Raw genomic sequence first — 20544 nt, forward strand, 5'->3', positions numbered from 1 at the left:
GTCAGGGACGACCGGCAGTGAGAGGTGTCTTGATGAAGACGGCGACGTTTTCGGTCTCGAAGATGTGTCGCGCATGGGCCGCAAGCATCTTTCCGCTGATGCGCGAACCGAGGCTGTCCATCCGATCGAGATAGCCGGCATTTCCATAGCGCCGATAGCTGAGGGCAAGGCGTCTCACCCAGGTGTTGGGATCCTCGAGACGCGCCTTTTCGGCAAAGCCGATATCGGCCTTCAACCGCTCGACATTGGTGCCGAGGACGGTCTCCGGCATCCGTTCGAATACGCGCAGCGCCGCTCCGGTCAGTTCCTCTGCCCGCTCCGGGGCGCAGTTGAAGGCAAGCGACCCGAGCGCCCGGTTCGTATCCGGGTCCACCTTCACCTCGAATTCCACCGAATAGACACCGCCGAGCGCATTGCGCAATTCGTTCTTCAGCGCCTGCTGGGCGATCGGATTGAGTGCCGAGACAATGAAGCTCGCTTCGGGCGTCCAGTTCATGGGCGCAAAGAAGGAAATCTCCACGCGGGCACGCTCATCCTCGAACACGGCCTGAGAGCGATGATGGCGCCCGGGCAGTTGCAGGGCGGGATCCGGGGTCAGATCTGCCTGACGCGGAACCGCACCGATGATGCCACCGAAAGCCTGCCGCTCGGCCATATCGGGCGCGGGTCCGACGACAAACCAGGTGACCGGCTGGCGAAGATGCGCCTTGGCGGCATCAAGCAAAAGCGGTGCCTCCACCGACTGCGGGTCCAGCCTTGCAAGCGACCGGTGATCACGGCCGTAAAGCAATTGCCCCTTGGCGTCAGTCAGTCCCTGCCCCCCCGCCTCCAGATCCTCGCGAAACGCTTCGACGGCGTCCTCGCGGATGGTGCCGAAGGCAATCGTGGCGGCATAGTCCTGCAGGGCGTTGCGCAGGTCTGTCCGAGCAACAACGATCCCGGCATCCAACACGCCATCATGCAGCACAATGCTCCAGTGCTGCGACCGTACGGCCGACCAACGGCTCCACTCGTCCTCGCTCCAGAAGCCGAGACCACTTTGCGTGTAAAGCTGCAGGGCGGCCTGCGAAACGCGGTTATCGATCTGCCCGTTCATGTAACCGGGTGCCGACTGACCGGAGATGTGAAGGCGCCCATCCGACGTCGGACGCGCCAGCCAGACCACCCGATCACCATTCGACAAGGTCCACTCCGTCACCTCAGGCGCTGCTTGTTGGGCTTCCGAGACAACACGTCCGGTATCAGGGACCACGGCGTCGGAAGGCCAGATCGGCAACTCGGCAACCTCTGCCGGCACAGGTGCAAGGTCGAGCTTCGGCAAGACGGCCATGGCCTTCAACGCTTCGCGCTCGGCGACCAGAGCGGCCGCGTCCGGCAATTCGGCACGATGAGCGCCAGGCACTTGATAGAACATCACCTGGTCTGGGCTGGCGAGATACGCTTGAAGATCGGCATTGATCTTCTCGAAGGTGATCTCGTCGAGAAGCGCACCGGTTCGCGCCCGCTTCGCCTTGGGATCGTCAAGTACCGAGCCCATAAGCACGGCGCTCGCAATACGGTCTTCCCAGTCGGCAAAGGTACGCCCTCCGGCAGCCTCCGGATTGTTGCCGTTGATCCGCCTTGCATCCCGCATTGCCTGATCGAAATCGTCGCGGGAAACACCATCCCGGCGAATGCGCTCGACGAGATCGAGGAGCACGCTCTTTGCGCGGTCGTGATCAAGCGAGCGGGCATTGAAGGCGAGGATAAGCCGCTCCTCGGTAGGCTCCTGCATGACCGCCGAAACGCTTTCGACGCGTGACGTGTAGTGAGGCTCCAGACGCCGAACGGCGCTGCGCAACACCTGGTTCAGGAGATATTTGTGCAGATAAGCGCGTTGACCTTCCTCGCTGCGGCGCGGCGGCATGGCCATTCGAAAAGCATAGGTCACCTGGGAACTCGTACCGCCCGGTTCCTGCACCAGGGCAACGTTCAGACCATCCTTCAGCGGCAGAATGCGATAGTCCCGGTCCGGAGCGGGCAGCGATGGCGCCTGGCCGAACGACTGCCTGATGAACCCCTCGGTCGCGTCCTGATCGATGCGGCCGGAGATGATCAGGGTCATGTTCGAAGCCCGATAGAAGCGCTCATGAAAGGCCTGGATGTCTGAAATGGTGACAGCCTCGATGCCAGCACGCGTGCCAATTGGCGCACGCCCGACAAAACGGGATAGCGGCCGCAGTGCCGCTTTCTTCTGTCGGCTGAGCCGATCCACAAGGCTTTCCGTCTGCCGCAGTTCTTCGAGAATGACGAACCGTTCCTTCTCCCAGTCGTCAGCCAAAAATGCCGGCTGAAAGACGAGGTTGGCCATCAGGTCGACCGATTGCTGGAGATCCAGCGCGTCGTCGGGGCGGGTCCGCACCATGAACTGCGTTTCCGTCTCCCGCGTCACGGCATTGATCTGCAGCCCCGTTCGCCAGCCGAGATCCTGGAAGTGCAGATGCATGCTCCGGCCATAGGCATGGTTGGTCTGGAAGACCATGTGCTCCAGGATATGCGCGACCCCACTCGGCCGATCCTCATCGATGGAGCCGGCATGCACGATCAGCCGGATATTGAAGGGGTCAGAATCCCTGCCGCTGTCATGCAGCACATAGGTCAGGCCATTGGGAAGCTGCCCCGTCCTCAGCCGCGAATCCCACTGGGCCTCGGCGGCGAAGCAGAGGCCACACACGAGGAGCAGAGGCAAAACGGACAAAAAACGCAGAATGGACATGGGGCACCAGAGCTTGTTTCGGCGTAGTCCTCGAAAAGCGAAGGACCAAAGATGAACGCGCGTATCAAGTTTTCTTGTTGCGCACAACCTCGGCACGATGAGGCGAACCTTTCGCAAAGACGCCTCCGCAGAAGACTTAACATGACACAAGCGATCATCTTTCTTGACGCGGCGACCATTCTGCCCAATGGTGCCGGCGTCGCAAACGAGCAAACCTGTCCGCAAACCGACGAGCGCAGGACCCGAAACCTTGACCTTTCTTCACTCCATGCAGACCGAGATCAACGGCATCCATGCGCTGGTGCCGGCCCGATGGCGATCCCTGGACGGCATTGTCGGCGTCCATTGGGATGCGGAAGGTCATGCCGGCGCGAGTGGCTATTACCTCTCACCGGATCCGCGCATCATGCTGTTTTTCAATGATGTTTCCGACCAGATCAAGGTCGCAGACCGGGAAGTCGATCTCGGGCGGGGCGATCGCGGCTTGTGCCGCGCAATCTATGTTCCGGCAGGCGTACCCATGTGGACGCGGTTCACGAAGCGACATCGCTTCCGCCATCTCGACCTGCATCTGCATCAGGATCGCCTGATGCGTTTCCTGACGCCGGCACTCGGCAGTTCGGCGGCCCGCACGGCTTTGCGCCAGTCCGTCGAACTGCAGGATCCGGGACCGGTCGCAACCCTCGGCGGTCTCGTTGCGGACGAATTGTCGACCGCAACACGCCATCCGGCTTTCGCCGAAAACCTGATCGGCAGCATCGTGACCGGCCTCATGGACATGACGGTCGATGCGAGCGAAAGCCCGGCACAAACGGGCCGACTAACCCAGGCACAGATGAACCGCCTTTCAACGCATTTCTCGGTGAACGGCGAACAACGGCTGAGTGTGTCGGAGATGGCAGCCTTGGTCGGATTGTCCGAAAGCTGGTTCGCCACCGTCTTTCGTCAGACAACCGGCAAGACACCGCTTCAATGGCAATTGTCGCGCCGGATCGAAGCAGCCCGGCAGCTTCTGGACGACGAGGCACTCAGCATCGCCGAGATCGCCGCGCAATACAGCTTCGCGGACCAGGCCCATTTCACCAAGGTCTTCCGCCAGTTCACCGGCGACACCCCCGCTGCCTGGCGCAAGCGCCGCGACCGCGTTTGAGAAAGCGCCCGGCCGGATCGGATCCGACCGAGCGCTTTGAGCTTACCAGGTCTGGCGGATCGTCGCGTAGATCGCGCGACCGGGGTTGTAGTAGTAGGCCCCGCCGTCATCATTGGCGATGTGCTTCTCATCGAACAGGTTGCTGACATTCAGCTGGAATGTCGTGTTCTCCTTGATGTTGTAGCTGAAGGCCGCATCAAAGATCACCGCATCATCCGACTTGCGAGTGTTGGCATTGTCGAAATAGTAGGAGCCGATGAAGCGCGCGCCGGCACCGAAGGTCATGTCGCCCCGTTCGCCATCTCCCTCAAGAGTGTAGGTTCCCCAGAGTGAAGCCGTGTGCTTTGGAACCTGCGCAAAGCGATTACCGTCGACAGAACTCGATGTCGTGCTGGTGTCGACGATGCTCGAGTCGATGTAGCCGTAGGCGGCGATCAGCTCGATGCTGGGCGTCAGTTCCATCTTGGCTTCAAGATCCAGACCGCGGTGGCGGATCTTGTCTACCGTTGCAGCAAGATAAAGAGGGGCTTCATAGGTCGTAATGTTCTCAAGCGTCAGGTCGTAGATGGAGGCCGTGAACAGCGCCGGGAAGGCATCCGGGCGGTACTTGATCCCAGCTTCATACTGTTTGCCATAGGTCGGCTCATTGCCGGTGCTCGGAGGGGCAACGGATTCGGCATAGCTGACATAGGCTGCCAGCTCTTCCGTCACCTTGTAGCTCAGCCCGACGCGCTTGCTCATCTCGCTATAGGTGGCGCTGGATGTGCTGCTCGTCAGACGGTTCGTCTCCTCCAGATCCAACCAGTCATTCCGCAGGCCAACGCTCGCAGTCAGCCGATCAGAGAAGATCAGATCCTGTTGAAGGTAGATCGCCTTGGTCGACTGATCGTTAGTGCGGCTCACGGTCGGGTTGAGGGATGCCGAAGCACCGTAAACCGGGTTTTGCCAATCAATTCCTGGTGCAGTCCCACCCCAGACGGCCGGGTAGAGAGCCGAGTTGTTGGTGCTGGAGTTGATGCTGTTGTAATCCACGCCGACAAGCGTTTTGCTCTCGACCTGATCGAAGTTTGCCTCATAGAGCAAATGGGCATCGATCACGAACTGTTCGGTTCCACCGTCTCCGGCGAAGAAGATGCGATCCGCGGTCGTATCGGACGAATCCGAGGCCCCAGAGCTGTCGTAGATATAGGCAAAGCCGAACGCATTGCTCGCCTTGGAATAGCGTGCATTCGACCCGAGTGTCAGACCGTTCCCGAAGTCATGATCGAACATGACACTGTAGGTATTGCGGTTCGTGTCGTCATAATTGAAGCCCGGTTCACCAAAGAAGCGGTCCCGGTCGAAATCGGTGAAGCGCGGATGGCCTCCACCGCTCGGGGTCGCGTTGCGATCCAGATGATCGAACACGAAGCTCAGGCTGGTCATGTCGGTTGGACGCCAGGTCAGGCCACCCATGATGAAATTCTCGTCGTTCTCCGAGAAATCATACTCGCCATCGGCGCGCTGCACCTTGCCCGTCAGGCGATAGGAGAGCGTACCGTCTTCCGTCAGGTTATCGCCGAAATCAAAGCCTGTTTCCTTGTGTGCGAACGACCCCGTGGTCGCATAAACCTCGCCGAAGCGCTCGCTGCGCGGTGTCTTGGTAACGTAATTGATGGCGCCGCCGGGATCCGAAACGCCGTAACCTGTTGAATTGGCCCCCTTCAGCACGTCGAGCCGCTCGAAGGCGTAAGGCTCTTCCTTCAAGCCACTCCATGTTCTGCCGACCATGAGGCCGTCACGATAGGTGAAAGGTGTAAAACCGCGGATCTTGACGTAGTCGAAGCGGTCGTCCGAGCCGTAATAGTCGGTCACGACGCCGGCCGTATACTGCACGGCCTTCTCGACGGTATCAGCAGCGCGCTGCTCGAGCTCCTTCGACGTGATGACGGAAACGGTCGCAGGCGTGGTCAGGATCTCGCCTGGCATCTTGCCGACGGCAGTCGTCTCGTTCGCAACGATCGTCTTCGAGTCGTCGTCAGCCTTGCCGGCGTCTTCCACAGTGATCGTCTGCAGCACGGTAGAGCCTGCATCGGCCTCTGCATCCTGCGCCTGAGACCGGATAGGCGCAAACGCGACGAGCGCGGTGCAGCCGAAGAGGATCGCCGTGCGATAGCGGATGGAAGCCTTTGCGCCGGAACCGGTTATCTTGGTCGTGACCATGTTTCTTTCCAATAAATGTGCCCCACTGATCAACCGGCTGTCCATTCACCTCGATGTCGATCGGCTCCCTCCAGCGCGCAATCGTATCCGTACAATCCGGTTTGCCCCCTTTAACTGGAGAATTCAAATCCAGTATTGTAACTTTTTCGGCTTTGTAGGATTCCCCGGAAAATCCAAGGGCTCGAGTGAGAGCGTGCATCTTGGCGCTTGACGTTCTAGCTTGAAGCTGAGACGGACATTCAAGTTTTAGACCATAGAGGGAGCCGTCCCATGCGCATCAGCGCGCGCCAACTCGCCCTCCTGCCAATCCTGATTCTCCAGGGCCTGATGGGCATCCCGGCCTCGGCCGAGGACAAGCCAGCCTTTCCGGTCGAAATCACACACGCCTTCGGGACCACCGTCATCAGCGAGAAGCCGGTCCGTGTGGCAACCGTCGCCTGGGCCAATCACGAGGTGCCGCTCGCGCTCGGCATCGTGCCCGCGGGCATGGCGGCCGCCAATTTCGGCGATGACGATGGTGACGGTGTCCTGCCCTGGGTCGCAGAGCGCCTGAAGGAACTAGGGGCCGAGACGCCGGCTCTGTTCGACGAAGGCGATGGCATCGATTTCGAGGCGGTTGCGGCCACGGAACCGGATGTCATCCTCGCCGCCTATTCCGGCCTGAGCCAGGCCGAATACGACACCCTCAGCCAGATCGCGCCGGTTGTCGCCTACCCGCAAGCCCCTTGGTCGACGGACTGGCGCGAGACGATCCGCATGAACAGCGCAGGCCTTGGCATGAGCGGTGAAGGCGAGGCCTTGATCACAAACATCGAAGGCGAAATCGCTGCCGAAGTGGCGAAATATCCCGAACTCAGGGGAAAGACGGCCATGTTCGTCACGCATCTCGATGCGAGCGACCTCAGTCTGGTCAATTTCTACACCACCCAGGACACCCGCGTCCGCTTCTTTCAGGACCTTGGCCTTGCCATGCCGAAGAGCGTAACCCGTGCATCATCGACCGGGAGCTTTGCCGGCTCGATCAGCGCGGAGCGGGTCGACGATTTCAACGATGTCGACATTCTGGTCACCTATGGTGATCAAACCCTGCTTGAGGCGATGAAGGCCAATCCGCTCCTGGCCCACATGCCGGCCGTCCGCCGGGAAGCCATTGTTCTGCTCGGACGCGATCCGGTCGGCACCGCTGCCAACCCGACACCCCTGTCGGTCACTTGGGTTCTGCCGGACTATGTGCGCCTGCTCGCCGAGGCGGCCCGGAAGACCGAATGAGCACTGCGAAGACCCCTGCTGCCCCACCGACCTTTTCGCGCGCCGAAGCAGCCGGAAGCCGCCTCCTGTGGCTGCTGGCTGTTTTCGCCGTCGCAATCGCCCTTGCCTTCGCTTCGCTCATGATCGGCACCCGAGATGTGCCCCTGTCCGAGGTCCTTGCAGCACTTCGGGGAGATAGCCTGACGATTGCCCAGGCCGCCGTATCGGCCCGCATTCCGCGAACGGCGCTCGCCCTCCTCGCTGGCGCAGCTTTGGGACTGGCCGGCGCCGTGATGCAGGGCGTCACCCGCAACCCGCTGGCCGATCCCGGCATTCTCGGCGTCAATATCGGCGCATCGCTCGCCGTCGTCATCGCGGTCGCGTGGTTCGGCATCAGTTCCTCCCAGGCCTTCGTCTGGGCCGCGATATCAGGCGCTGGCACGACTGCCGTCTTCGTCTATCTCATCGCCTCCCTCGGCCGCGGCGGCGCGACCCCGCTCAAGCTCGCCCTTGCGGGCGCGGCAACCTCCATCGCCTTTTCGTCGCTGGTCATCGCCGTCGTCCTGCCACGCGCAGACATCGCAGGCGGCATCCGTTCCTGGCAGATCGGTGGCGTCGGCGGCGCCACCTTCGAGCGCATGCTGCCGGTGCTCGCCTTCTTCGCAGTCGGCTTCCTCATCTGCCTCCTCTCCGCACGCCGCCTGAACTCGCTTGCCCTGGGCGACGAGCTGGCGGCAGGGCTCGGCGAACGCGTGGCTTTCGCACGGGCCAGCGCCACCCTGGGCGCGATCCTGCTTTGCGGCGCAACGACTGCGCTATGCGGTCCGATCGGCTTTGTCGGCCTCGTCGTGCCGCATGCCTGTCGTCTTCTGGTCGGCCCCGATCATCGCTGGCTGCTGCCGTTTTCGGCCCTCGGTGGCGCAGCCCTGCTCACCGCCAGCGACATCGCCGGCCGAATCGCCGCGCGCCCCTCCGAACTGGATGTCGGCATTGTCACGGCCCTGATAGGCGGACCCTTCTTCATCTCCATCGTGCGCCGCCAGAAGGTGAGAGATCTGTGACCACAGCCTCGATCGCATATGCATCTCACTCCCACTCGACAGCACGGTTCGCGGCATCGCGCCGACGCGACCAACGCAAGCGGCGCCTTATGCTCGGTGGAATGGTCCTGATCATCCTCGCGATCTTCGTTGCGACACTGATGATCGGTCGATCCGTCACACCGCCTGGTGACGTGTTCCGTGTTCTCCTTGGCGGGGCAGTCCCGGGCGCCAGCTTCACCGTTGGCCAGTTGCGGCTTCCCCGGGCGCTGATGGGTCTGGCAGCCGGCATGAGCTTCGGGCTTGCCGGGGCAGCGTTCCAGACCATGCTGCGCAATCCACTGGCGAGCCCTGACATCATCGGCATCAGTTCAGGCGCCAGCGCCGCAGCCGTCTTTGCAATCGTCGTCCTGTCGATGAGCGGTCCCGCCGTTTCCGTGCTGGCGATCGCGGCCGGCCTCGGTGTGGCGATCCTCGTCTACGGCCTTTCGGTAAGGGACGGTGTCGCCGGCCCGCGCCTCATCCTGGTCGGCATCGGCCTCTCCGCCATGCTGGAAAGCCTCATCGCCTATATGCTCGCCCGCGCCCCCGGCTTCACCCTGCAGGAGGCCATGCGCTGGCTGACCGGAAGCCTCAACGGCGCACAGATCCAACAGGTCGCGCCGCTGCTCCTGTCGCTGGTCGTCTTCGGCGGCATCCTGCTTGCTAGAGCCCGGGACCTCGAAGCGATCAGGGCCGGCGAGGATGTTGCAGCAGCACTCGGCGTGAATGTCGGCCTGACCAGGATCCTCGTCATCGTCTCCGCTGTCGGCCTGATCGCAACCGCAACCGCCGTTACCGGCCCGATCGCCTTCGTCGCCTTTCTCGCCGGTCCGATTACGGCCCGCACCATTGGCAGGCGTGGATCGATCCTCTTGCCGGCAGCCCTTGTCGGCGCGGGCCTTGTCCTGATCGGTGATCTCGTCGGTCAGTTCCTCCTGCCCGGCCGCTACCCCGTCGGCGTGGTCACCGGCGCCCTCGGCGCGCCTTACCTCATTCTGCTGATCATCAGCGTCAATCGCACGGGAGGAACGGCGTGACCGATACACGTCTCGAAGCCCTCAAGCTGTCAGCCGGCTACGGAAAACAGCTGGTGCTGGAGGATCTCGACCTCCAAATACCAACCGGCAAGATCACGGCCATCGTCGGCGCCAATGCCTGCGGCAAGTCCACATTGCTGAAGGCCATGTCGCGACTGATTGCACCGCGAAACGGCCAGGTCTTTCTCGACGGACAGGCGATCCACCGGTTGCCAACGCGCGAACTCGCGCGCAAGCTGGGCGTCTTGCCGCAATCTCCCGTCACCCCTGAGGGCATCTCGGTCGGAGATCTCGTCAGCCGCGGCCGTCACCCCCATCACGGCCTATTTGCCCGCTGGACCAGCGCCGACGATGAGGCAGTGGCCTCTGCGCTTGAAGCGACACAGACCCTGGCTCTGGCCGACCGCCCGGTCGACGAACTCTCGGGCGGACAACGCCAGCGCGTCTGGATCGCCATGGCGCTGGCGCAGGAAACCGAGATCCTGCTGCTCGACGAACCCACGACCTTCCTCGACATCAACCATCAGGTCGAGGTTCTCGATCTGATGACCGATCTCAACCACAGACGCGGCACCACGATCGTCATGGTGCTTCACGACCTGAACCTCGCCGCGCGCTATGCCGATCACCTCGTCGCCATGCTGGCCGGCCGACCGCATCTGACCGGGGCACCAGAACTCGTGTTGAGCGAAAGCATGGTGCGCGATGTCTTCGGCATCGAAAGCCGCATCATGATCGATCCCACCTCGCAACGCCCGATGATGCTGCCCATCGGCCGTCATCATGCACGCCAAGAACAACCCGCACCCGGAGTCTGAACCATGAACGCTTCCCATTCCTTCGAGCTGTCCGGCATTGCGCGCCCGGTTAACGTGGAAGTCATGCTGGACGAGATCTGCGAGCACTTTGTCGAACATGCCGAAGTCTCCCGCACCGAGGACAAGGCCGTGTTCACCTCGTCCCACGCGATGATCGAGCTGCTGACAAAACGGGATCATCTCGAAATCCGCATTGCCTGCGGCAGCGACGAGGAGCTGGAATCAACCCGAACCATGTTTGCCGAACACCTCTATTATTTTGCTGGCGAAGAGCCCTTTTCGCTCGATTGGTCGAAGCCTGCGCCCAAGGTAAAGCCGGCAAACCTCCAGGAAGCCGTGGTCATCTCGACATCGGAAGTAACGCCCAGAATGCTGCGGGTCACCCTGGCGCCTGAGGATATGACACCCTTCATCGACGGTGACATCCACGTCCGGCTGCTGGTGCCCCAAGGGGCCCGCCCACCGGTCTGGCCAACGCTGCGGGCAGATGGGCGCATCGACTGGCCAAAGGGCGAGGACAAGCTCTTGGTCCGCGTCTACACGATCCGCTCCGTGGATGAAGACAAAGGTCAGATCACCCTCGATATCTTCCAGCATCCGGCTAAGGGCATCATCACGCCGGGTGCCGACTTCGCGCGCGACACCCTGCCGGGTACCCGCGTCGGGATCATGGGACCGGGTGGTGGCGGCCTGCCGCAGGCAGACCGCATCCTCTTTGCCGGCGACGAAACCGCTCTTCCCGCGATCGCCCGCATGATCGAAGAAGCTTCTCCCGAGACCGAGATCAAGGCCATCATCGAGGTGGAGGATGAGGCCGAGGAGCAACCGATCTCCAGCAAGGCCCGCATCTCGATCGAATGGCTGCACCGCTCATCCCGTTCGGAAGGAACCACAAGCCTGCTTGCCGAGCGCACCAAGGCGGCAATCGACAACATGGAAGCCGGCACCTTCGTCTGGTTTGCCGCAGAGAAGTCGGTCATGCGCAACGTGAAGGCATACCTGGCGGCGCGTGGCCACGACCGCAAACGACAATATGCGGCCTGGTATTGGGAAGAAGGAAAACACGCCGACGACTGAGGTGCGGTCTGGGCAGATCCGCTTAAGCCTAGAATTCAGCCTGGCCTATGACGAGACAGGAAGCGATCGATCTCACGCTGCTCTGGCCCCGTACCCGTGAAGATCGCGACATATTCCGGAATGCGCTTGAGACGAAGCTCGAGCTCCTCCTCGGTCTGCATCGAGATATAGCCAATCTGAACGAGATAGAGGGTTCTGGCCCTGACATCCGCGGCAACCGGCTCATGACCAAAGCGCTCGAACATGCGTCCGAGCGCTTCCAGCCGCGCATTGTCCGCGGCCTGCACCTCACCGAGGATCTCCTCTGATTGCAGCGCCCAACTGCGGATCGCAAATTCGAACTTAGAATCGAAGAGGGCCGTGTCCAGCCAGCAATCGAAGACATTGAGGGTCGCTTCCGCAATGCTCTCGGCGTAGGCCTCGGCCCGGCGCACGAGATTGCCGGTATTCTTGTCCCGCCATCTGGCGATCAGTGCCGCCAGCAGTTCCTCGCGATCCCTAAAGAACCAGTAGAAACTGGTGCGCGAGAGCTTCAGCTTCTTGGCAAGCGGCAGGATCTTGACCGCATCGACACCCCCTTCGAGCAGAGCGTCATAGGCGGCCTCCAGCCACCCATCCATCGATCCACGCCAGCCGGTGTCGCTTGAAGTCTCGTCCATGTCCTTCTCCTAGAGCAGCCCGACAGGCTTCGCAACGCCGCACATCATCAATTGTACACTGCCGTCTTCAAAATTGACACAAGTGTACATTTGAGATTAGCATCGCACACCATTCAGAATGGAGCGCGCCATGTCCAACGATCCCCTGCTGCAACCTTTCCAGCTCAAGCACCTCACCTTGAAGAACCGGATCATCGTCACCTCGCACGAGCCGGCCTATCCGGAAGACGGCATGCCGAAGGTACGTTACCGCGCCTACACGGTCGAGCGCGCCAAAGGTGGCGTGGCCCTGACGATGACGGCCGGGTCCGCAGCGGTCGCCAAGGATAGCCCCCCGGTCTTCAACAATCTCCTCGCCTACAAGGACGAGATCGTGCCGTGGATCCGCGAAATGACCGATGCGGTTCATGAAGCCGGTGCAGCCATCATGATCCAGCTCACCCATCTCGGCCGGCGCACGCGCTGGGACAAGGGAGACTGGCTGCCGGTTGTGGCTCCTTCCCATCTGCGGGAGCCGGCGCACCGTGCCTATCCGAAGAAGATCGAAGACTGGGATATCGAGCGCATCATCAAGGACTTCGCAGACGCGGCCGAGCGCATGAAGGCCGGCGGCATGGATGGTGTCGAGCTCGAAGCCTATGGCCACCTCATCGACCAGTTCGCCTCACCGCTGACCAACGAGCTTGACGCTCCCTATGGCGGCTCTTTGGAAAACCGGATGAAGTTCTGTTTCGACGTGTTCTCGGCCATCCGCAAACGGGTGGGCGAGGATTTCATTCTGGGCGTCCGCTACACCGCCGACGAACAGCTGAAGGGCGGCACCAGCAAAGCTGAGGGACTCGAGATCTCCCGCCTGCTCCGCGACAGCGGCCTTATCGACTACCTGAACGTCGTGCGCGGCCATATTGACACGGACGCCGGCCTCACCGACCTCATTCCGATCCAGGGCATGGCCAATTCTCCGCACCTGGACTTCGCCGGCGAAATCCGCGCCGCCACGAACTTCCCGACTTTCCATGCGGCGAAAATCCCCGACGTCGCGACCGCCCGCCATGCCATCGCCTCCGGCAAGGTCGACATGGTCGGCATGACGCGTGCGCACATGACGGACCCCCACCTCGTCCGCAAGATCATGGAAAAGCGCGAGGAGGACATACGACCCTGCGTCGGCGCAAACTATTGTCTCGACCGCATCTATCAGGGCGGTGCCGCCTATTGCATTCACAACCCGGCCACCGGACGAGAACTGACCCTGCCGCACGATATCCCGAAAGCGGAGAAGCGTCGCAAGATCGTGGTGATCGGCACGGGGCCAGCAGGCATGGAAGCAGCCCGTGTGGCCGGTGAACGCGGCCACGACGTCGTGGTCTTCGAGGCCGCAGACAAGCCGGGCGGCCAGATCCGCCTGACGGCGCAGAGCCCGCGCCGCCGGGAGATGATCAGCATCATCGACTGGCGCATGGCTCAGTGCGAGAAGCTTGGCGTGACCTTCCGCTTCAACACCTGGGCGGACGCGGACACCGTGCTGGCCGAGGCCCCGGATGTCGTCATCATCGCCACTGGCGGCATGGCGCATACGGAGGTCCTGGAAGACGGCAACGACCTCGTCGTCTCCGCCTGGGACATCGTCTCCGGTGACGTGAAGCCTGGAACCAACGTGCTCGTCTTCGACGATGCCGGCGACCACTCCGGCCTGCAGGCAGCCGAAATCATCGCCGCAACCGGCGCGAAGGTGGAGATCATGACCCCGGATCGGTCCTTCGCGCCTGAAGTCATGGCCATGAACCTGGTGCCCTACATGCGATCGCTGCAGCAGAAGGATGTGACCTTCACGGTGACCTTCCGACTGGAGGCCGTCGCACGCCAGGGCAATGGATTAGTGGCGAAGGTGGGCAGCGATTACGGTGGCGTCACGCAGACGCGTCTGGTCGATCAGGTCATCATCAACAATGGCACCATCCCGCTCGACGATCTCTATTTCGAGCTGAAGGGCCTGTCCTCCAATGGCGGCGAAGTCTCCTATGACGATCTGATCGCCGGCCAGCCGCAGTGCGTTGTGCGCAATCCGGAGGGTTCATTCCAGCTCTTCCGGATCGGCGATGCCATCTCGGCGCGCAACACGCATGCCGCCATTCACGACGCCCTGAGGCTGGTGAAGGATCTCTAGAACCTCGACGTCTCGACCGCCAAAAAGACGCCCGCATCGAGCGGGCGTTTTGAAGTTGGACACGCGTTTGTAGAGCTGTCCGGGGAAAAGCAGTTGATCTCAGCGGTCGATCACGAGATCGCTGAGCGGCTTTGAGCAGCAGGGCAGGAAGAAGCCGGCATCGATCTCGCGCTGGCGAATGCCGCCATCATGTTTCATATCGACCGAGCCGCTGATGAGCTTGGACTTGCACGTGCCACAGATCCCGTTGGCGCAGGACGCGGGTAAACGCACGCCCGTCTTCTTCGCGCAGGACAAGACCGTCTGGTGGGCGCCGACATCCAGCACCTTTCCCTGCTTCGCAAACTGCACCTTGTAGGTGACCGCGACCGCCTGCACCTCTGCAGGCGCCGGCAGCTCATCGATGACACCAGCGTCAAAGCTTTCCTCGAGATAGCGCTCTGGGGAGACCCCGAGTTCCACGCTGATCTTTCGGGCAGCCGCCATGAATGGCGCCGGTCCGCAGCACAGCACACTTCGCTCTGCGATATCAGGAACGACGAGCTCAAGAAGAGCCGTCGAAATGCGGCTACTCAGCCCCGGCCAGGCCGGATCGCCGGTGAGCACCTCCGGCAGGAAGATCAGCCGCAGCCCCTTCATGCGCCGCGCCAGAACGGACAATTCCTCGCGAAACAGAAGATCGAGCGGCGAGCGCCCTGCATGCAGGAAGACGACGTCGACCGGTTCCGCTTTGTCCGCCATCTCCCGCACCATCGCCATCACAGGCGTGATCCCGGAGCCGCCTGACAACATCAGGTATTTCTGCACGCTCGGCCGAATGAACTTGCCCATCGGCCCAGAGGCCCGCAATTCCATCCCCGGCTTCAGGTTGTCATGCAGCCAGTTCGAGACCTTGCCACCCGCCACGCGTTTGACGGTAACCGTGATGGCATTCTGCCGTAGCGGAGACGATGAGATGCTGTAGCAGCGGCCATTCTCCTCGTCGTCTATCTCTGGCTCGAACAGAAAGTACTGCCCCGCCTCGAATGCTATCTTCTTGCCCTGAGGCGATGCTAGGGTGAAGCTCTTGACGTCATGGGTCTCGTCATGAACGTCGATACAGACCAGGCTGTTGTCGGTCTCGGGATCCCAGAACCCGCGCGCGCGCGGCTCGGAAGTCAGACTGCTGTCAGTAGCCATGAGCGCGCATCCGGTCGACATACCATGTCGCAAAATCATCGAGGGCGCGTTCGGTGAAGGTCGAATAGACGCCCGGCTCATAGGCCGGATCGCTCACACCTGCCTGCGAACGGGCAACCAGTTCGGAATCCTGGTTGGTGGTCTCGATCCAGACATGCGTCAGCTTGTGCAGGTCGTAGTCCACTCCCTCCACCGCATCCTTGTGCACGAGCCATTTCGTCCGCACCAGCGTCTTGTCGGCCGACAACGGAATGACCATGGAGGTCACCGCATGGTCACCCATGAAGTGGTTCCAGCTGTTGTGACCCCACAGATGCGTGTCGCCCAGGTCCTTGCGGATCATGGTGCCGAGCAGCTTGGAAGAGGCCGCCGTCGCATCCTCGGTCTGGGATTCGCCGGCACCAGCGATGATCAGGCGCTGGGTTCGAAAATTCGTCTCGCAGTCCCTGACACGCTCGACCGTCGCGGACGGAAAGCCATCGGCTTCCCAGCTCTGCGTCCTCTCCGCATACATCGCGAAATGCGCTTCCGCCTGCTCGCGATCCTCCGCGCTTAGGCTCTCGGGGTCGAAACCAAAGTCGAGATCCACGAAGGAGACGCAGAGTTCCGGATGGTTGGCCGAGCAGTGGTAACACTCGCGATTGTTCTCCATCGTGAGCTTCCAGTTGCCGTCCTCGATGACATCGACCTGATGCGCAACCTTCGTGTTTCTGAGGTCATAGGGCGCCAGGCGCTCACGCATGACCTCTTCGAGGTTGCGGATATCTTCCGGCGGATTGTCGGCGAGACAGATATAGATCAGCCCGCCGATCGACCTGAAATGAACCGGCTTCAGGCTACGGCAGCTCTTGTCGAAATCCCTGCCCATATGCGGAGCATAGGAGAGCGCGCCATCCAACTCGTAGGTCCACTGGTGATAGGGACAGACGAGCTTCGATACGACGGTGGCCCCGGCATCGAGAAGGCGGGAGCCGCGGTGGCGACAGACATTGCGAACCACCCGGATCTCATTGTCGTCGTCTCGCAGGAGGATCACGCTGATCTTGCCTATGTCGATGACGACGGCATCGCCGGGCTCAGGTACTTCGCATTCCAGTCCGACATAGATCCAGTGGCGCGAAAAGAAGACGTCGAGATCTGCCTCGAAGACGTCCTCACGGGTATAGAGCCCGGCGGGAAGCGAATGGCCCTTTGCGCGCATGTCGAGGAGCGCGGAAAAGGAGGCAAACCTGTTGAGCATAACGCAACCTCATCTGATGATATCAGGATCTTGGCAGGAATGTGCGGGCCTTCAACGGCACAAATCATCAGCCTTGACATAACCTCAGGTAATGAAAGACTTGAGCCAGCGAGGCATCATGAAAAGCTTGAGACGACAACTGCCGCCGATGACGGCCCTGACTGCTTTCGAGGCTGCGGCTCGGTTGGCAAGCTTCACCAGAGCTGCCGAAGAACTGGGGGTCACCCAGGCGGCTGTCAGCCGCCAGATCCGGGCGCTCGAAGAGGATTTCGGCTTTCCGCTGTTCAACCGCCTGCATCGGAAAGTGACCCTGACCGCACAGGGCCGATCGCTCGCGGCAGCGGCCAGCAACGCCTTCAACCTGATCGCCGAGACCGCATCGGAATTACGGCAGGAGACAAATGGTGACGACCTGACGATCTCGGCCACGGTCGCCTTCTCGCATTTCTGGTTGCTGCCCCGGATCTCGGAATTTTCCCGCCGTCATCCGGAGACGACGCTCCGCATCGTCAGCCAGGACGCCATGCCGGCGCTCGATCAGGGAGACGTGGACGTGGCCATCCGCTTCGGCGGCGGCAACTGGCCGACCGGCCACGCGGAGAAACTGTTCGACGACCTGGTCTTCCCGGTCTGCAGCCCGGAATTCGCGCAGTCTCTTGGCCCGGATCTTTCGCCAGCCGGCTTGATCCGGCAACCACTGATCTCCAACGAGGCCGATGATCCCATGTGGATCGGCTGGAACGCCTGGCTGGCGAACTTCGGAGTTTCTACCACCGGCAAGCTGAAAGGCATGCGCTGCAGCTTCTACACCGAAGCCATCTACGCGACACTGAACGGCCAGGGCATCAGCCTCGGCTGGAACCGACTCGTCAGCGACCTTCTCGACCAGAAGCGCCTGATCCGGCTCGGAGAAGCGTCCGTCACGCCAGACGGCGCCTACCATGTCGTCGTGCCGGCAAACCGCAAACAGAGCCGCGCGCTGCAACACTTCCTAAATTGGCTGCTGGAGAGCCACGCGCCCGGTTGACGCATTTTCGCGGGCGACGTCAGCTACATTTGACCCGTTGGCTGACGCGAGTGACCACCCGCTGCGTCCGTGCTACCTTCAACGCCTTCTGCGGGCTGAAAAACATCCAATCTCATGGCAACTTACGCCTCAGCGTTTCGTTGAGAGTGGATGGTCATCAAAGCGACCCACCTAACCAGTCAGGAAAACCGATGCGTGTTTTGAAAAGGCTTGCCACAATGGCAATGCTTGCGCTCTGGGGTGTATCCCAGGCGCTTGCGGGGGACATGATGATCGAGGATTTCAAGGTTCAGCCTGAGACGCGCTGGAAGTTCTTCGCGGATACGGTGATGGGAGGCGTATCGTCAGGACAGATCCGCTTCGTCACCGAAGGAGACCGCAAGCACGCTCAGATGACCGGCCTCGTCAGCATCGAGAACAATGGCGGCTTCATCCAGATGCGCATGGCCCTGCCGAGCCCACCGCCTGAAGGTACCTTCGGCGTTCGCCTCGTTATCCGTGGCAATGATCAGCGCTACTTCGTGCATTTGCGCACGAGGGGCACGATCCTGCCCTGGCAATATTACCAGGCCGGGTTTGAGGCAACGAACACCTGGACCGAAGTCCGCCTTCCCTTCACCGACTTTAAGGCTTCAGGCGCACTGTTGCGCAAAGTCCCGCGCGCCGACAGCCTGACATCGATCGGCATTGTCGCCTTCGGTCGCAACCATGATGCCGACATCAGCGTCCGCGAGGTGGCCTTCTACTGAGCGGCAGACCACCCGATGGCGGGCCTTGTTAGGCTCGACCAGCCAGTCAAACATCGCATCGGCGCTATCGCGCCGCGCCTGACAGGAAAGCCTCGACGGGAACCAGCGACTGGACAGCGTCTTCCTCAAAAGGAACATGTCCAAGGCCCGGCAGACGCGCCAGCGTGGCATTCGGCAGAAAGCGCAGATAGTCCTCCGCATTGCTGATTGGGATCATGCCGTCTCGTTCACCCCAGACAAGCAGCGTCGGCGCCTGTATCCGGGCCAGTGTCGGCCCCGGTTCACGCAGGACCACCTGTCCCATCCGCTCCAGAATCGCACGCCGCACGCCAGGTGCCAGCATCAGATCATGATAGCGGGTCACATCCGCTTCGCTCAAGGCTGCTGGATTCCCATAGGCGGCCGCCAGATTGGCCTTCAACATGCTGCGCGGTGCTGTATAGGGCAAAGCACGCATGAGCAGCGGCACCTTTGGCGCCACGCCATAGTCAAAGCCCGGACTTGCGAAGCCATCGGGCGAGACCAGGACGAGCTTGTTGACCCGTTCCGGGAACATGGCCGCGAAGTTCCAGGCAATACGTCCACCGAGCGAATTGCCGATCAGGCTGGCGCGGTCGATATCCAGCTGGTCCATCATGGCAGCCAGGATCTGCATGCTGCGCGCTTCCGTATAGTCGCCGGTCGGATCGGGTCCGGTCAGCCCAAATCCTGGCAGGTCGAACCGGATGACCCGGTAACGTGCTGACAAGGCCTCAGCCCATTTCTCCCAGGTATCCAGACTGGCACCAAAACCATGGAGCATGAAGATGGCCTCGCCGTCGCGCGGGCCGCTGTCGCGCATCCGCAAACGAACGCCGTCGATGACGCGATATTCCCCCGGATAGGTCTCCTCCAGTGCAGCACGCGGCTTGTCGGGCTCATAGAGCCAGACGGCCAAAGCGATGATCCCGAGCGCAATTGTCCCGGCCAGCCAGGCGAAGATCGTTACCATCCGTTTCCCTCTTCTGGCCAAATGCTGCTCTCCTGAAAGCGATCAAATCAGCTGGAACCATCGCCAATGCTGAGGCATGCATCCGCCCTTCGCCTGGCAACTCAAAACACGGCGTGATCACCTCTGTCGGGTGGCGCACTGCCGGCCAGCACAGATCGATAGAAATCGAACAGCGTCTCGGTGCCGGTCGACGGTGTGGCATCGGCATCGTATCGACCTGTCTGCGGATTGAGGACGAGCATGGATTCGGTCGCATAGTAGCGGCCGATCCTGGCAAGCTCCGCCTTTTCACGCAGCGATGGCGAAAGACGGCCAAAGGTTCCGAGGCCAGCGATGATGACGTCGAGCAGAGCGATCGGAACGGATCTGAATTTCGGCGGCAGACCCAGAAGCGCAAAAAGCGCTTCGCCCTGCTGACGCGGCGTAATCGCCTCACCCGGGCCGCCGATCGGCAGGATGCGGTTCCAACTCGCCTCCTCCTCGAGGCAGTGGACAAGATAGTCGGCCAGATCTCCATCGCTTATGGGCTTGCATGATGTCAGTGTCCCATCCCCGAAAATCAGGAAGGGCGCGCCCTTGCGGACACGCTCGATCTGGCCTGACAGGGACTTGAAGAAGGCGGTTGGTCGCACGATCGAATAGCGCAGGCCGGACGCCACAAGCGCCGCCTCAAAGGCCAGCTTTGCCTGCTGAAAGGCAAGCATCGGCTTCTGAACACAGATGGCGGACAAGAGGACGAAGTGACCGACGCCTGAGCGCTTTGCGGCCTCCAGCACGTTCAGATGCGCCCGGTGGTCGACAGCCCAGGCGTCTTTCGGCGAGCCGGTACGCGAGGCCATGCACGAAACCACGGCGTCGAAGCGATCGCCTGAAAACCCGTCGCGCAACACCGATGCCGGGTCGCCAAGATCCACGACCTTCACCATTGCCCCCTCAACGAGGCGAGCAGCTTTCGCGTTCGAGGAACCTGCAGCGACGCCAACAGCTGGCCTCACAAGACAGACCACCTCATTCCCTCGCCGCATGAGCGCAGCAGCCGTCGCCCGACCGATCGTCCCGGTAGCGCCCAGCAGGCAGACGCGCCTCGGCCCATGAGCGTCAGAACCCACCGGTAACGCCGAACTCAGATTGCCGGTCACAATGCCTCCCATCGCTCCACGCGC

At 61.6% G+C, this 20544-nt stretch carries 16 protein-coding genes; 9 read left to right on the forward strand and 7 right to left on the reverse strand.

The features are described from left to right. Nucleotide 1: 1 nt before the first annotated feature. Nucleotides 2–2755 (reverse strand): insulinase family protein, encoded by a 2754-nt coding sequence (locus tag C0V73_RS20310; RefSeq protein ID WP_102021840.1) that lies wholly within the window; start codon nt 2753–2755, stop codon nt 2–4. A 268-nt stretch (nt 2756–3023) separates the two neighbouring features. On the opposite strand from C0V73_RS20310, the gene C0V73_RS20315 reads away from it, so the two are divergent. Next, the gene (locus tag C0V73_RS20315) at nt 3024–3905 is read left to right on the forward strand and encodes an AraC family transcriptional regulator (RefSeq protein WP_102021841.1); all 882 of its coding nucleotides are present in this window, start codon (nt 3024–3026) and stop codon (nt 3903–3905) included. Nucleotides 3906–3947: 42 nt separating this feature from the next. On the opposite strand, the gene C0V73_RS20320 is transcribed toward C0V73_RS20315, so the two are convergent. After that, entirely contained in the window at nt 3948–6107 is a 2160-nt protein-coding gene (locus C0V73_RS20320) for a TonB-dependent siderophore receptor (protein WP_102021842.1), read from the reverse strand. Nucleotides 6108–6434: 327 nt separating this feature from the next. On the opposite strand from C0V73_RS20320, the gene C0V73_RS20325 reads away from it, so the two are divergent. The 5 genes from C0V73_RS20325 to C0V73_RS20345 all read left to right on the forward strand — a co-directional run bounded on the left by C0V73_RS20325 (nt 6435) and on the right by C0V73_RS20345 (nt 11369). Beyond that, on the forward strand, nt 6435–7376 hold the full coding sequence (locus C0V73_RS20325; protein ID WP_245408055.1) for an iron-siderophore ABC transporter substrate-binding protein: 942 nt from the start codon (nt 6435–6437) through the stop codon (nt 7374–7376). Further along, complete coding sequence (locus tag C0V73_RS20330; RefSeq protein WP_102021844.1) at nt 7373–8416, forward strand: iron ABC transporter permease; 1044 nt, start codon at nt 7373–7375, stop codon at nt 8414–8416. The genes C0V73_RS20325 and C0V73_RS20330 overlap by 4 nt, the downstream gene beginning before the upstream one ends. A gap of 89 nt (nt 8417–8505) precedes the next feature. Continuing rightward, on the forward strand, nt 8506–9474 hold the full coding sequence (locus tag C0V73_RS20335) for an iron ABC transporter permease (RefSeq protein WP_102021845.1): 969 nt from the start codon (nt 8506–8508) through the stop codon (nt 9472–9474). After that, nucleotides 9471–10292, forward strand: coding sequence for an ABC transporter ATP-binding protein (locus C0V73_RS20340; RefSeq protein ID WP_102021846.1), 822 nt, complete (start codon nt 9471–9473; stop codon nt 10290–10292). The genes C0V73_RS20335 and C0V73_RS20340 overlap by 4 nt, the downstream gene beginning before the upstream one ends. A 3-nt stretch (nt 10293–10295) precedes the next feature. Then, complete coding sequence (locus tag C0V73_RS20345) at nt 10296–11369, forward strand: siderophore-interacting protein (protein WP_102021847.1); 1074 nt, start codon at nt 10296–10298, stop codon at nt 11367–11369. 35 nt (nt 11370–11404) lie between these two features. On the opposite strand, the gene C0V73_RS20350 is transcribed toward C0V73_RS20345, so the two are convergent. Continuing rightward, nucleotides 11405–12028 carry a TetR/AcrR family transcriptional regulator gene (locus C0V73_RS20350; protein WP_102021848.1) on the reverse strand — a complete coding sequence of 208 codons (624 nt, stop codon included), beginning with the start codon at nt 12026–12028 and terminating at the stop codon, nt 11405–11407. Between the two features lie 130 nt (nt 12029–12158). Between C0V73_RS20350 and C0V73_RS20355 the strand changes: the two genes are divergently transcribed. Further along, on the forward strand, nt 12159–14195 hold the full coding sequence (locus C0V73_RS20355; protein ID WP_102021990.1) for an NADH:flavin oxidoreductase: 2037 nt from the start codon (nt 12159–12161) through the stop codon (nt 14193–14195). Nucleotides 14196–14294: 99 nt separating this feature from the next. Here the strand turns inward: C0V73_RS20355 and C0V73_RS20360 are convergent, their stop codons facing one another. After that, nucleotides 14295–15374, reverse strand: a complete 1080-nt coding sequence (locus C0V73_RS20360) for a hybrid-cluster NAD(P)-dependent oxidoreductase (protein WP_245408048.1) — start codon at nt 15372–15374, stop codon at nt 14295–14297. Further along, nucleotides 15364–16614 carry an aromatic ring-hydroxylating dioxygenase subunit alpha gene (locus C0V73_RS20365; protein ID WP_102021850.1) on the reverse strand — a complete coding sequence of 417 codons (1251 nt, stop codon included), beginning with the start codon at nt 16612–16614 and terminating at the stop codon, nt 15364–15366. The genes C0V73_RS20360 and C0V73_RS20365 overlap by 11 nt, the downstream gene beginning before the upstream one ends. A gap of 118 nt (nt 16615–16732) precedes the next feature. Here C0V73_RS20365 and C0V73_RS20370 point away from each other — a divergent pair, with 118 nt between their 5' ends. Both C0V73_RS20370 and C0V73_RS20375 read left to right on the forward strand, forming a co-directional pair. Continuing rightward, nucleotides 16733–17641, forward strand: a complete 909-nt coding sequence (locus C0V73_RS20370) for a LysR substrate-binding domain-containing protein (protein WP_102021851.1) — start codon at nt 16733–16735, stop codon at nt 17639–17641. Between the two features lie 191 nt (nt 17642–17832). Then, nucleotides 17833–18390, forward strand: a complete 558-nt coding sequence (locus tag C0V73_RS20375; RefSeq protein WP_102021852.1) for a CIA30 family protein — start codon at nt 17833–17835, stop codon at nt 18388–18390. Between the two features lie 64 nt (nt 18391–18454). Here the strand turns inward: C0V73_RS20375 and C0V73_RS20380 are convergent, their stop codons facing one another. Continuing rightward, nucleotides 18455–19381 carry an alpha/beta fold hydrolase gene (locus C0V73_RS20380; RefSeq protein WP_102021853.1) on the reverse strand — a complete coding sequence of 309 codons (927 nt, stop codon included), beginning with the start codon at nt 19379–19381 and terminating at the stop codon, nt 18455–18457. A gap of 101 nt (nt 19382–19482) precedes the next feature. Further along, on the reverse strand, nt 19483–20454 hold the full coding sequence (locus C0V73_RS20385) for an NAD(P)H-binding protein (RefSeq protein ID WP_280951019.1): 972 nt from the start codon (nt 20452–20454) through the stop codon (nt 19483–19485). Between the last annotated feature and the right edge of the window lie 90 nt (nt 20455–20544).

Origin of the sequence: Rhizobium sp. TH135, from assembly GCF_002855515.1 — a bacterium.
Classification (GTDB): Bacteria; Pseudomonadota; Alphaproteobacteria; order Rhizobiales; family Rhizobiaceae; genus Allorhizobium.

Coding starts and splice junctions, on each gene's coding strand:
- C0V73_RS20310 (WP_102021840.1), bottom strand. CDS start 2,755: ATGTCCATTCTGCGTTTTTTGTCCGTTTTGCCTCTGCTCCTCGTGTGT.
- C0V73_RS20315 (WP_102021841.1), top strand. CDS start 3,024: ATGCAGACCGAGATCAACGGCATCCATGCGCTGGTGCCGGCCCGATGG.
- C0V73_RS20320 (WP_102021842.1), bottom strand. CDS start 6,107: ATGGTCACGACCAAGATAACCGGTTCCGGCGCAAAGGCTTCCATCCGC.
- C0V73_RS20325 (WP_245408055.1), top strand. CDS start 6,435: ATGGGCATCCCGGCCTCGGCCGAGGACAAGCCAGCCTTTCCGGTCGAA.
- C0V73_RS20330 (WP_102021844.1), top strand. CDS start 7,373: ATGAGCACTGCGAAGACCCCTGCTGCCCCACCGACCTTTTCGCGCGCC.
- C0V73_RS20335 (WP_102021845.1), top strand. CDS start 8,506: ATGCTCGGTGGAATGGTCCTGATCATCCTCGCGATCTTCGTTGCGACA.
- C0V73_RS20345 (WP_102021847.1), top strand. CDS start 10,296: ATGAACGCTTCCCATTCCTTCGAGCTGTCCGGCATTGCGCGCCCGGTT.
- C0V73_RS20350 (WP_102021848.1), bottom strand. CDS start 12,028: ATGGACGAGACTTCAAGCGACACCGGCTGGCGTGGATCGATGGATGGG.
- C0V73_RS20355 (WP_102021990.1), top strand. CDS start 12,159: ATGTCCAACGATCCCCTGCTGCAACCTTTCCAGCTCAAGCACCTCACC.
- C0V73_RS20360 (WP_245408048.1), bottom strand. CDS start 15,374: ATGGCTACTGACAGCAGTCTGACTTCCGAGCCGCGCGCGCGCGGGTTC.
- C0V73_RS20365 (WP_102021850.1), bottom strand. CDS start 16,614: ATGCTCAACAGGTTTGCCTCCTTTTCCGCGCTCCTCGACATGCGCGCA.
- C0V73_RS20370 (WP_102021851.1), top strand. CDS start 16,733: ATGAAAAGCTTGAGACGACAACTGCCGCCGATGACGGCCCTGACTGCT.
- C0V73_RS20375 (WP_102021852.1), top strand. CDS start 17,833: ATGCGTGTTTTGAAAAGGCTTGCCACAATGGCAATGCTTGCGCTCTGG.
- C0V73_RS20380 (WP_102021853.1), bottom strand. CDS start 19,381: ATGGTAACGATCTTCGCCTGGCTGGCCGGGACAATTGCGCTCGGGATC.